This is a genomic window from Paracoccus aurantiacus, from assembly GCF_007993065.1.
GTDB classification, from domain to species: domain Bacteria; phylum Pseudomonadota; class Alphaproteobacteria; order Rhodobacterales; family Rhodobacteraceae; genus Paracoccus; species Paracoccus aurantiacus.
In genome coordinates this window covers 485,909-498,050 of sequence record NZ_VOPL01000001.1, presented here as the reverse complement: position 1 = coordinate 498,050, position 12,142 = coordinate 485,909, and the positions used below count along the sequence as shown (strand labels likewise).

Here is a 12,142-nt window from a genome sequence, read left to right as displayed (position 1 = left end):
GCCGGCATTGCGACTGCTGTCGCGCGTTATTTAGCGAAGTTTCACCGCCTTCGCCAGAACCGGAATGACGATATGCGCAGGCCGCATTCCCGACACGCATTCCGGCCGCGGTGATGGTTCAGGGTTTCTGCGGCGCGTGTGACGGCAGGGTGGGCACGACGTGAAACCTCGCGCGGCGTTCTTCGGGCGTTTCGCTTTCGGGAATCGCTGTCCGCGCGATCCTGTTTGCGGGCGGGCGCCACGGGGTCGGCGGCTCGTCAAATCCGCCGGGGCCGGGCATAAGCGGCTGCGCGCCGGATATCACGGGCATCACGGTATCGCTGACAAGGTCGAAGCGCCGCGGACCACGACCGATATTGCCCGAGGTCGCAAGGCAGCCAAGCGCGCGCGTGACGTCGCCCAAGTCGGATTTCAGCGGCAGAAACAGCATGCGCCCCTCAAGCGCGGGACGGCCGTAAGCGGCGTCCGAACGCAGCGAGAGATCGGCGATCTGCGGGCCCTTGAACACGGTTTCCAGGACATCGGACAGACGCCCGCGGCTGCTGGGATTGAACAGCGAGCATACCGGCATGCCGCGCACCTCCATCCCCATCAGATCGACGAGATGCCGTCCGGCAAGCCGAAAACGCGCCGCACCGGGGGCGATGCGTTCCAGAATGAACGCATAATCGAGAGCGGTGCGGATGCCCTTCGGTTCGACATCGGCGCGGTCAGGGACTGCGCGCCCATTCCGCAGGCTTTGCCAATAGCTCCGCATCGTGGCGACGACACGCGCCGGATCGGTCCCCGCCGCAAGCGCGAACTGCACAACATCCCCGCCGATTGCAGCGATATCCGCGCCCGGCGGATCGCATTGGTCGAAATCGTCACTCATAACATTTACTTCCGATTGCCAAAGTCAGGCGTCAAGCACCGGCAGGCATAGCAGTCTGCTATCGGAACAATATCCCATCAAACGCGGAAGGTGATGCCCGAATCTTGCCAATTGGTTAAGTTCCGAGGCTTGATTCTTCCCCCTGCTCCCGCGCAAATGCGTGCAACGAAAGGGGGCGGCATGGACCGGACCGGGCTACTCATCATTCTCTCTTCGCCGTCTGGCGCCGGTAAATCGACGCTGGCGCGGCGGCTGATCGAATGGGACCCGCAGCTTTCCTTCTCGGTCTCGGCGACGACGCGCGCGCCGCGCCCCGCCGAAACTGACGGACAGCATTATCACTTCATCGCGCGCGAGGATTTTGCCCGGATGGTCGATTCCGGCGATATGCTGGAACATGCCGAAGTGTTCGGAAACCTTTACGGATCGCCACGCGGGCCGGTCGAGGCCGCGATGAAGGCGGGGCGCGATACGATCTTCGATGTGGACTGGCAGGGCGGTCAGCAGATCCGTGCCTCGGCGCTTGGGCCTCATGTCGTGTCGATCTTCATCCTGCCGCCTTCGCTGCCCGAACTTGAGCGGCGCCTGATCGAACGCGGGCAGGATGACCCCGAGGTCATTGCCGGGCGCATGGCGAAAAGTCGTGACGAAATTTCGCATTGGGCAGAATATGACTATGTGCTGGTCAACGACGACCTTGATGCCAGTTTCGATAAGCTCGTCTCGATCCTGAGCGCCGAGCGGTTGCGGCGAGAGCGTCAGACCGGGCTTGGCGGGTTTGTCAGAACGCTGATGGAAGGGGAACACGCATGATCTGGGAACTGGACGGAATAGCGCCTGAAATCGCGGCCAGTGCATGGATCGCACCGAACGCGCAGATCATCGGGCGCGTCGTTATCGAACCGGGTGCCAGCGTCTGGTGGGGCGCGGTGCTGCGCGGCGATAACGAGGAAATCCGCATCGGCGCGGGATCGAACGTACAGGATCTGTGTTGCCTGCACACTGACCCGGGCTTTCCGCTGAAAATCGCCCAGAATGTGACCGTCGGGCATCGGGCCATGCTGCATGGCTGCACAATTGGCGAGGGCTCGCTTATCGGGATGGGAGCGACCGTGCTGAACGGCGCGCGGATCGGCGCGGGGTCGCTGGTCGGTGCGGCGGCGCTGATCTCCGAAGGCAAGGAGATCCCGGAACGTGTGCTGGTCATGGGCGCGCCCGGCCGTGTCGTGCGCGAAATAGATGATGCGCAATATCAGGGGCTGCTCGGTTCTGCCCGGCATTATCAGGACAATGCAGCGCGCTTTCTGGGCGGGCTGAAACATCTTGGGTAAAGCCGCACCGTGGATTCGCAACTGACACAGGAGCTGATTGCGGCGCTTCCCGTCGCGGTGCTGGCCGTTGATGCGGATGCACGCGTGACCGCCGCGAATACGGCAGCGCAGGCCATGCTGGGCGAAGCGCTGACCGATCGTCCCTTCGTCAACGTGCTGCGCCATCCGGTTGTCGTGCAAGCGCTGGATGCCGTTCTGGACCCGGGGCATGTCGTGCCACCGGTTTCGGACCCGATTTTGCCCGCCGTTGCGTCGGGCGGCCACAGGATGCGGCTTCAGATATCTGCCCGCGGGCGCGACATTCCGGCCGAGGTCACGGTATCCGCCTTGCCGGCGCGCGGCGGTGCACTGATCGTGATCGAGGACAGCTCGGGCATCGAGGCCGCCGAACAGCAGCGGCGCGATTTCGTCGCCAATGTCAGCCACGAGTTGCGCACGCCGCTGACCGCGCTGATCGGGTTTATCGAAACGCTGCGCGGCCCGGCCCGCGACGATCCCGCGGCGCGCGACCGCTTTCTGGGCATCATGGAGGCCGAGGCCGGGCGGATGAACAGACTGGTGCGGGACCTTCTGTCGCTGAGCCGCGTCGAAACAGAGGAACGGCGCCGACCTGCAGAACGGATTGATCTTGCCATGATGATCCGCGCCGTCGCAGCCACGCTGCAGCCGCAGGCTGACGCAGCCGGCGTCGCCATCGTGACCGCTGGGGCGGATGAACCGGTGCTGGTTCAGGGCGATGCCGATCAGCTGACGCAGGTCTTTCACAATCTCGTGGAAAACGCGGTCAAGTATGGCGGTGGGGGCGGTGAAGTGTCGCTTCGCGTGTTCCATATCGATCATGACCCCGTGCTGCGCGGCCCGGCAATCGCCGTCGAGGTCGCCGATCGCGGCGAGGGGATCGACACCATGCATCTGCCCCGCCTGACAGAGCGTTTTTACCGTGTTGACAGCCACCGCTCGCGCGAGAAGGGCGGCACGGGGCTGGGTCTGGCCATCGTCAAGCATATCGTCACCCGCCATCGCGGCAGGCTGCGCATCGAATCCGAAAAGGGGAAGGGGTCGCGGTTTACGGTCATCCTGCCAGAGCGAATCGACCGGCGCTGACGCGGCACCTCTGCCCTAATCCGCCGATGCGCTTGCCCGAAGCGCTGTGAAGGACTAATTGAGGCGCAGGAAAAGAGGTCTCAGATGACGCATAATCCGATCCGGCCGTGGCGCAATATCGAGCGTCGCAAGTCGCGCAAGATCATGGTGGGCAATGTTCCGGTCGGCGGCGACGCGCCGATCAGCGTGCAGACCATGACCAATACCGACGGCCATGACGTCGCCGCGACGCTGGATCAGGTGATCCGGGCGGCGGATGCCGGGGCCGATATCGTGCGGATCAGCGCGCCGGATCAGGAAACGACGCGCGCGCTGCGCGAGATCTGCCGGGAAAGTCCGGTGCCGATCGTCGCCGACATCCACTTTCATTACAAACGCGCAATCGAAGCTGCCGAGGCGGGCGCCGCCTGCCTGCGCATCAATCCCGGCAATATCGGCGATGCGTCCCGCGTGGCCGAAGTCGTGCGGGCGGCCAAGGATCACGGCTGTTCGATCCGTATCGGTGTCAATGCCGGGTCACTGGAAAAGCATCTGCTTGAGAAATATGGCGAGCCTTGCCCGGACGCGATGGTCGAAAGCGGGCTGGATCACATCAAGATCCTGCAGGACCACGATTTCCACGAATTCAAGATCAGCGTGAAGGCGTCGGACGTCTTTCTGGCCACTGCCGCTTATCAGCAGCTCGCCGATGCCACAGACGCCCCGATCCATCTGGGGATCACCGAAGCGGGCGGCTTGCGCGGCGGGACGGTGAAATCGGCGATCGGTCTTGGCAATCTGCTGTGGTCCGGAATCGGTGATACAATCCGCGTCAGCCTGTCCGCCGATCCGGTCGAGGAGGTCAAGGTCGGGTTCGAGCTGCTGAAATCGCTGGGGTTGCGCACGCGCGGCGTGCAGATCATTTCCTGCCCGAGCTGTGCACGACAGGGTTTCGATGTCATCAAGACGGTCGAGGCACTGGAGCAGCGGCTGGAACATATCAAGACGCCGATGAGCCTTTCGATCATTGGTTGCGTGGTGAACGGTCCCGGCGAGGCGCTGATGACCGATATCGGCTTCACCGGGGGCGGCGCGGGGTCCGGCATGGTCTATCTGGCCGGAAAACAGGATCACAAGATGACGAACGACCAGATGATCGACCATATTGTCGGGCTGGTCGAAGAACGCGCCGAGAAAATCGAAGCTGCAAACGCTGCGGAAGCCGCCGAATAGGATGTCTGGGGCGCTGCCCCAGATCCCAAGCTTGCTTTAACGGATAAATACGGAAGGGTTACAGCGCCTCGCGGCCTCAGCCCTCTTTCGCGGCGCGGGCTTCTTCGATCACCGGGGTGATCCCGGTCTGGGGAACGCCGCGCAGCAGCTTGTCGCCAATGATGAAGCTGGGGGTGCCAGAGATCTGAAGCGCCTGCGCAAGCTGCGCGTTCTTGCGCAGAACATCGCTGACCTGATCGGAATTCATCGCCTCGATGATCGCATCGGCGTCGAAGCCCATTTCGGTTGCGGTGGCCTTCAGCCCCTCGATCGAGACGTTTCCGCGCATGGTATAGAAATGATCGTGCACCTTCTTGTAGGCTTCATCGCCCTCGGCCTGCTTCACCGCGACGGCGAATCGTGCGGCGAGGTCGCTTTCCTGCCCGAGGATCGGCAGATCCTTGAAGATGACGCGGACATCTTTGTCGTTGGCCACGACTTCTTCGACATGCGGGAAGACCTGTTTGCAGACACCGCAGCGATAATCGATAAACTCGACCACAGTGACGTCGCCGTCCGGGTTGCCGCCGACCCAGCTGTGACCGTCGTTATAGATCTGGTCGGAAAGCTGCGCGATCATGGCCGCATCGTTCTTTGATTCCTCGGCGAGGCGTCGCTGTTCCAGCGCGTTCATCGCCTCGATCAGCACTTCGGGGTTCTCCATCAGATATTCGCGGACGGCTGAACCGAAGGCCTGCTTCTCGGCATCGTTCATCGCGTCAAGATCCAGCGCGAGCGCTGGCGTGGCGGTCAGAAGCAGGGCGGCGATCAGCGATTTCATCAAGGATATCCTTTCAAGATTTGCGCGGAGACTGGCGAGAAATGCCACGAAACACAAGGCAAGCCTGCGTGATTTGCTTGACCCGGCGCGTAGCGGGGGGGCATAGACCGAAAAAAAAGCAGAGGCAGCGATGCGGCAATCGAAACGGGGTCAGGTCGATCCCTTTATCGTTATGGACGTCATGGAATCGGCGCGCCGCGCAGAGGCCGAGGGTCGCCATATTATCCATATGGAGGTGGGCCAGCCATCGACCGGGGCACCTGCCAGCGCGCGCGAGACGCTCCGGTCCCGGCTGGCAGAGCCGCTTGGCTATACCGTCGCGCTTGGTCTGCCGCAGTTGCGGGCGGGCATCGCGCGGCTTTACCGGGACTGGTACGGCGTCGATCTCGACCCGGCGCTGGTGGTGGTCACGCCAGGATCGTCGGGCGCATTCATGCTGGCCTTTGCCGCGCTGTTCGATGCCGGTGATCGCGTCGCACTGGGCGAGCCGGGCTATCCGAGCTATCGCCAGATCATGCGCGCGATGTCGCTGGCGCCCGTCGGTATCCAGACCGCGCCCGAACATCGCTATCAGCCGCTTCCCGAACAGCTTCCCGCAGATGTGGCGGGGCTGATGCTGGCATCGCCTGGCAACCCGTCTGGCACCATGCTCGGGCTGGACGAATACCGCGCATTGCTTGCGCGCGCGAATGAGCTTGGGATCAGCGTGATCTCGGACGAAATCTATCATGGCCTGAGTTACGGAGAGCGCTGTCATACCGCGCTGGAGGTCAGCGACGACGTCTATGTCATCAACTCGTTCTCGAAGTATTTTTCGATGACGGGGTGGCGGATCGGCTGGATGGTGGTGCCAGAGGATCATATCCGCACGGTCGAGCGGATCGCGCAGAATATGTTCATCTGCCCGCCTCATGCGTCGCAGGTTGCGGCGCTAGCGGCACTTGATGCGCGACAGGAATGCGACGCGAACCTCGCCACCTATGCCGAGAACCGTCGCCTGCTGCTTGACGCTCTGCCCAAGATCGGTTTCGACCGGATCGCGCCGCCGGACGGTGCCTTCTACATTTACGCCGACATATCCGGGCTGACTGATGACAGCCTGACCTTTGCGGCAGAGATCCTGGATCGCGCCGGCGTCGCCGTCACCCCCGGCCTTGATTTCGACCCGCGCCGGGGTGCGCAGACCCTGCGCTTTTCCTACGCGCGCGGGACAGCCGATATTGTCGAAGGGATAGACCGGCTGACGCGGTTCATGGGGTCGCGCTGATGCGCGGCCTGATCCTCGCGCTGTGGCTGCTGCTCCCTTGGTCTGCGGTGGCGCAGGGCATCATGGCGGCAGAACTCGATTTCGGTTCCTCTACGATCGCCGCCGAGAATGGCGAGGTGACGGTGACACTTCGCCTGTCCGCGCCGGCACCGTATCGCATCATGCTTCTGGATGAGCCGAAGCGTCTTGTTCTGGATCTTCAGGGCGTCGATTTCACGGGGACCGAGCCTGCAGCCATAGCCGGGGCAGAGGTGTTCGACGGGATGCGCGCCGGTCCGTTTCGCGCCGGCTGGGGACGCATTGTGTTCGACCTGCGCGAACCCTATGCCGTCACCGAGGCCGCGCAGCATGTCAGCCATGACGCGTCGGGTGCCGCAACGGGCGCAACACTGCGTCTGCGACTGAATCCGGTTGCGGCTGAAAATTACGCGGGTGCCCCAAACGCGATGTCGGCGCTGTGGGATCTTCCGCTGCCGACAACGCCTGTCGTCGATCCGTCGCGTCCGCAACCGCTGCGCGTCGCAATAGACCCCGGTCATGGCGGCATCGATTCCGGCGCGGTCGATAACGGTCTGCGCGAGGCTGATCTGATGCTGGATTTCGCCCGAGAACTGACGGAAAAGCTGATCCGTGCCGGGTTCGAGGTCGTGCTGACGCGGCGCAAGGACGCGTTCATGGGGCTGGAATCGCGGATGACAGAGGCGCGTGCCTCGGGCGCGGATCTGTTCATCTCGCTGCATGCGGATGCCTTGCCAGAGGGGCAGGCGGCAGGGGCCTCGGTCTTCATATGGAACAACGAAGCGGATGACCGTGCGTCACGTCAGCTTGCCGCGCGCCATGATCGCGCGGATCTGGTAGCGGGGCTTGATCTGGCCGGAACGGACGATCTGATCGCCGCGACGCTGATGGATATGGCGCGGGCCGATACGCAGCCAAGATCGGAAACCTTTGCCAAGCATGTCTCATCGCGCCTTGCGCAGGCAGGGTTGGCGCTGCACCGCAATCCGGTCAAGGGTGCGGCCTTCAGCGTGCTGAAATCGCCAGATATTCCCTCGGTTCTGGTGGAGCTTGGGTTTCTGACCGATCCGGGGGACCGGGCCAATCTTGTCGATCCCGCGTGGCGGGCGCGCATGGCGACAGCGATTGCGGCGGCGGTTACGGACTGGTCGCAGGACGATACCGCACGAGCCGCGCTCAGGCGGCACTGACGAATGCCTTCGCAGACATGTGCCGCGCGGAAATTTCGCGACGCAAGATAACCCAAGCTTGTTTTGACTGCATCGGCTGCGGCGTTTAAGAAGCCGCAGGAATCCTCAAGAGGCTGCGCGTGGTCCGTTTTATTCTTTCCTTTTTCGGCGGTATATTCTCGCTGCTCGTGACCGGCCTGATCTTCGGGATGCTGATTCTCGGCGGCGTGTTCTGGGCCTATGGCCGCGACCTGCCCAGCCATGAACAGCTTGCACAATACGCCCCAAAAACCATCAGCCGTGTCTATTCCGGCGAAGGGCGGCTGATCGACGAATTCGCGCAGGAACGCCGCATCTTCGTGCCCGGCGAGGAAATTCCCGATCTGGTCAAGCAGGCCTTCGTGTCCGCCGAGGACAAGAACTTCTACCATCACCACGGTTTCGACCCGCGCGGCATGGCGGCTGCGGCGTTTCAGGCAGTCGCCTCACGCGGTGAAAACCTGCGCGGGGCGTCGACCATTCCCCAGCAGGTGACGAAGAACCTGCTGCTGTCATCCGACCGCACTGTCGAACGCAAGGTGAAGGAACTGATCCTCGCCACCCGGCTGGAACAGTCGCTGAGCAAGGACCAGATCCTTGAACTGTACCTGAACGAGATTTTCCTCGGCCAGAACAGCTATGGCGTGGCGGCCGCCGCGCAGACATATTTCAACAAGACGCTGGCCGAACTGTCCCCGCACGAAGCGGCGACGCTTGCGTCCATGCCGCAGGCGCCGGGACGCTATCACCCAGTGCGCGCGAAAGAGACGCTGACCAACCGCCGCAACTATGTGCTGCGCGAGATGTGGCAGAACGGCTATATCGACGAGGCAACCTATCGAAGCGAGGCGGATGAGCCGCTGCGCTCGGTCCAGAATGGCGACTTTCCGGCATTTGCCGAAAAGCTGCCGCCGCGCGACTATTTCACCGATGAAATCCGTCGCCAGCTATCCGAGGAGTTCGGCCAGGACGAATTCTTTGGCGGCGGTCTGACGATCCGCGCGACGGTCGAGCCGCATATGCAATCGGTCGCCGCAAAAGCGTTGCAAGAGGCGCTGGAAGATTACGACCGGGGCCGGGGCATCTGGCACGGCGTGATCGAGACGATCCCGGCCGAAAAGCTTTCCTCTGAAGCCGATTGGCGCGGCGCTTTGTATGATGTGAAGACCGCGCCCCGTGACATTCCGGGCTGGATACCGGCAGTGGTGCTTGCGGTTGACGGCGGCAACGCGCGTATCGGCATCGAAGGCATCGAGGAGGACAGCGACGGCCACTGGATCCCCGCCAAGGACGCGCAATGGGCGCGCCCGCGTCTCGAAGATGGCTCGCTTGGCCCGAAAGCCCAGGGTGCGGGCGATCTGGTTAAGGTGGGCGATGTCGTCATGGTCCGCGTCATGACCAATGACAGCGATGGCAGCTTCCTTCGCTGGACCTTGCGCCAGGTTCCTGAAATCGAAGGCGGCTTCATGGCGATGGACGTCAACACCGGACGTGTCATCGCGATGCAGGGCGGCTTCTCGTACCAGTCCTCGGTGTTCAATCGCGCGACGCAGGCAATGCGTCAGCCGGGGTCAAGCTTCAAGCCATTCGTCTATGCCGCCGCGCTGGATAATGGTTACACACCCGCGACGATTGTCGTCGACGAGGAGATCGCGATCAACACGCCCGACGGCATGTGGCGTCCGAAAAACAGCTCTAACCGGACCTACGGACCGACGCCCTTGCGCACCGGGATCGAGCAGTCGCGCAACCTGATGACGATCCGCGTCGCGCAGGATATCGGCATGGATACCGTCGCCAAATATGCAGAACGCTTTGGCGTCTATGACGATGGCCAGATGAAGCCGTTCCTTGCGAATTCGCTGGGTGCGCAGGAAACCACGCTGTTCAAGATGGTCGCTGCCTACGCCATGTTCGCCAATGGCGGCGAGCGGGTGGAGCCGACGCTGGTTGACCGCGTTCAGGACCGGCGCGGACGGACGATCTATCGTCACGATCAGCGCGACTGCGTCGGCTGCGCGCAGAACGCGCTTCCTGTCGGCACCGCACCTGAAATCGACAGCAATCGCGAACGGGTGATGGATGCGATCACCGCCTATCAGATCACCTCGATGATGGAAGGCGTGGTCAAGCGCGGCTCTGGCAAGGGCGTTAACCTGCCAGTGCCGATTGCCGGCAAGACGGGCACCACCAATGATGCCAAGGATGTCTGGTTCATAGGCTTTTCCTCGAACATCGTGGCGGGCTGCTATCTGGGCTATGACACGCCGCGTACACTTGGCAGCAATGCCTATGGCGGCACGCTTTGCGTCCCGGTCTTCAATGCCTTCATGCGCGAGGCTATCAAGGAATATGGTGGCAGCGCCTTCAAGGTGCCCGAGGGCGGCTATTTCCGCAAGATCGACCGCTTCACTGGCGCGCGCCTGCCCGACAGCGCGACAGGCGACAACGTGATCTCGGAATTCTTCCGCGAGGGTTCGGATTTCAATACCGGCATGGACTATATCGATGGCGGGTTCGAACCGAAGATCATGCCGGGCGTCGACGGCCTGCCGCTTACGCTGAAATCGCTGCCGAAGTCGGGGGCGGGGACGCAAGGCTCGAAAACCGTCACCACCTCGACCGGGCAGAAAAAGGTCATTCCGCGCAAGACCGACTTCGGAACCTTGTCCTCGGGTGGTCTTTACTGAGGCAACCGGCGCGGAAGGTACCCTGCATCAGCGGCTGTGATACGGACGCCGCAACCCTTGTGAGGACGGCGCGGACGGGTTATCTGACCCTCCACCGCTGAAAAAGGACTAAGCCCATGCGCGCCGAAACCGCTGCCACCATAGAAGCGATCCGCAAATCCCTGCGGCTGCTGGCGCAGCGCATGGACTGGGAAACCGCGCCGCATCGCCTGGAGGAGCTGAACGCCATGATCGAGCAGGGCGACCTGTGGAACGATCCGGCGAAGGCGCAGAAGCTGATGCGCGACCGGCAGGCGCTGTCTGACGCGGTCGAGGGCTATCGGCGCATCGAGGGCGATCTGGACGCAAATGCCGAGATGGTCGAACTGGCCGATGCCGAGGGCGATGCCGAACTGGTCGCAGAGGCCGAGGCGAACCTGAAATCGCTGGCCGAAGAAGCCGCCCAGAAAGAGCTGGAGGCCCTGCTGAATGGCGAGGCCGACGGCAACGACACCTTCCTGGAAATCAACGCAGGCGCCGGCGGGACCGAGAGTGCGGACTGGGCGTCAATGCTGGCACGGATGTATGTGCGTTGGGCCGAAAAGCAGGGCTATGACGTTGAACTGATTTCGGAATCTCCGGGTGAGGAAGCGGGAATCCGGTCGGCCGCCTACAAGATTTCGGGGCATAATGCTTATGGCTGGCTGAAGACAGAATCGGGGGTGCATCGGCTGGTCAGGATCTCGCCCTATGACAGTGCGGCGCGGCGGCATACGTCGTTTTCGTCGGTCTGGGTCTATCCGGTGGTGGATGACAATATCGAAATCAACGTGCCGGACAGCGATATCCGCATCGACACTTATCGATCCTCGGGTGCGGGCGGGCAGCACGTCAACACGACGGATTCGGCGGTGCGGATCACGCACCTGCCGACGAATATCGTGGTGACGAGTTCGATGAAGTCGCAGCACCAGAACCGTGAAGCCGCGATGAATGCTTTGAAAGCAAGGCTTTACCAGATGGAGCTCGACAAGCGAAACGCCGAGATCAACGCCCAGCACGACGCCAAGGGCGATGCCGGCTGGGGCAACCAGATCCGGTCCTATGTGCTGCATCCCTATCAGATGGTGAAGGACCTGCGCACCTCTCACGAGACCTCGGACACGCAAGGGGTGCTCGACGGCGACCTCGACGCGTTCATGGCGGCGACGCTGGCACTGGATGTTTCGGGCAAGAGCCGGGCGGAGGCTACGGCCGAGGATTGAGGCCGGAAGTGGCGTATTTTTACCGTCCATAACGCGTAGATAATGCGTATATACGGTTGGGACTTGGTGGTGAGTTCGAATGGGCGGCGACGCTGGTGCTGCAAGAGCCGCGCCGAGGCCACCGCCGAGGATTGAGCCCCACCACCCGTAGACAGCGCGTACTCTGGCTGTACACAAGCGGCAGTGCTGTGTCGCAATAGCGACAATCTGATTATGCACGACTTAGGCCTTGGCTCGTGTGAACTGCTGGTTGGGCGGACGCCTGTGCTTTTCGGCGCGGTCTTTTCCTCAGCATCCACATTCTGCCAGATTGCACGGGGCTGGGGACAACTTTGCTGCGGCAGCAAGGAGCCGCCCGGTCGCGGTTGGGAAGA

At 62.6% G+C, this 12,142-nt stretch carries 10 protein-coding genes; 8 read left to right on the top strand and 2 right to left on the bottom strand.

The features are described 5' to 3' along the window. Positions 1-118 precede the first annotated feature (118 nt). Complete coding sequence (locus FQV27_RS02415) at positions 119-874, bottom strand: PAS domain-containing protein (protein ID WP_147096217.1); 756 nt, start codon at positions 872-874, stop codon at positions 119-121. Between the two features lie 180 nt (positions 875-1,054). Here FQV27_RS02415 and gmk point away from each other — a divergent pair, with 180 nt between their 5' ends. From gmk to ispG, 4 genes are all read left to right on the top strand, one after another. Then, complete coding sequence (gene gmk / locus FQV27_RS02410; RefSeq protein WP_147096216.1) at positions 1,055-1,687, top strand: guanylate kinase; 633 nt, start codon at positions 1,055-1,057, stop codon at positions 1,685-1,687. Then, positions 1,684-2,205 (top strand): gamma carbonic anhydrase family protein, encoded by a 522-nt coding sequence (locus FQV27_RS02405; protein ID WP_147096215.1) that lies wholly within the window; start codon positions 1,684-1,686, stop codon positions 2,203-2,205. The genes gmk and FQV27_RS02405 overlap by 4 nt, the downstream gene beginning before the upstream one ends. Positions 2,206-2,214: 9 nt before the next feature. Beyond that, complete coding sequence (locus FQV27_RS02400; protein ID WP_147096214.1) at positions 2,215-3,309, top strand: ATP-binding protein; 1,095 nt, start codon at positions 2,215-2,217, stop codon at positions 3,307-3,309. A gap of 84 nt (positions 3,310-3,393) precedes the next feature. Next, positions 3,394-4,521: a flavodoxin-dependent (E)-4-hydroxy-3-methylbut-2-enyl-diphosphate synthase gene (gene ispG / locus FQV27_RS02395; protein ID WP_147096213.1), complete on the top strand. Its 1,128-nt coding sequence runs from the start codon at positions 3,394-3,396 to the stop codon at positions 4,519-4,521. Positions 4,522-4,597: 76 nt separating this feature from the next. On the opposite strand, the gene FQV27_RS02390 is transcribed toward ispG, so the two are convergent. Further along, complete coding sequence (locus FQV27_RS02390; protein WP_147096212.1) at positions 4,598-5,341, bottom strand: DsbA family protein; 744 nt, start codon at positions 5,339-5,341, stop codon at positions 4,598-4,600. A 130-nt stretch (positions 5,342-5,471) separates the two neighbouring features. Here FQV27_RS02390 and FQV27_RS02385 point away from each other — a divergent pair, with 130 nt between their 5' ends. From FQV27_RS02385 to prfB, 4 genes are all read left to right on the top strand, one after another. Beyond that, a complete protein-coding gene (locus FQV27_RS02385) occupies positions 5,472-6,608 on the top strand; it encodes a pyridoxal phosphate-dependent aminotransferase (protein WP_147096211.1) in 1,137 nt (378 codons plus the stop codon). Next, positions 6,608-7,816: an N-acetylmuramoyl-L-alanine amidase gene (locus FQV27_RS02380; protein WP_147096210.1), complete on the top strand. Its 1,209-nt coding sequence runs from the start codon at positions 6,608-6,610 to the stop codon at positions 7,814-7,816. The genes FQV27_RS02385 and FQV27_RS02380 overlap by 1 nt, the downstream gene beginning before the upstream one ends. A gap of 119 nt (positions 7,817-7,935) precedes the next feature. Then, positions 7,936-10,524 carry a penicillin-binding protein 1A gene (locus FQV27_RS02375; protein WP_147096209.1) on the top strand — a complete coding sequence of 863 codons (2,589 nt, stop codon included), beginning with the start codon at positions 7,936-7,938 and terminating at the stop codon, positions 10,522-10,524. Between the two features lie 116 nt (positions 10,525-10,640). Further along, positions 10,641-11,768, top strand: coding sequence for a peptide chain release factor 2 (gene prfB / locus FQV27_RS02370; RefSeq protein WP_147096208.1), 1,128 nt, complete (start codon positions 10,641-10,643; stop codon positions 11,766-11,768). Positions 11,769-12,142 lie beyond the last annotated feature (374 nt).

Bases quoted from the DNA above. Each gene is read 5' to 3' on its own strand.
- FQV27_RS02415 (WP_147096217.1), bottom strand. From the start codon at position 874: ATGAGTGACGATTTCGACCAATGCGATCCGCCGGGCGCGGATATCGCT.
- gmk (WP_147096216.1), top strand. From the start codon at position 1,055: ATGGACCGGACCGGGCTACTCATCATTCTCTCTTCGCCGTCTGGCGCC.
- FQV27_RS02380 (WP_147096210.1), top strand. From the start codon at position 6,608: ATGCGCGGCCTGATCCTCGCGCTGTGGCTGCTGCTCCCTTGGTCTGCG.
- prfB (WP_147096208.1), top strand. From the start codon at position 10,641: ATGCGCGCCGAAACCGCTGCCACCATAGAAGCGATCCGCAAATCCCTG.
- FQV27_RS02385 (WP_147096211.1), top strand. From the start codon at position 5,472: ATGCGGCAATCGAAACGGGGTCAGGTCGATCCCTTTATCGTTATGGAC.
- FQV27_RS02405 (WP_147096215.1), top strand. From the start codon at position 1,684: ATGATCTGGGAACTGGACGGAATAGCGCCTGAAATCGCGGCCAGTGCA.
- FQV27_RS02390 (WP_147096212.1), bottom strand. From the start codon at position 5,341: ATGAAATCGCTGATCGCCGCCCTGCTTCTGACCGCCACGCCAGCGCTC.
- ispG (WP_147096213.1), top strand. From the start codon at position 3,394: ATGACGCATAATCCGATCCGGCCGTGGCGCAATATCGAGCGTCGCAAG.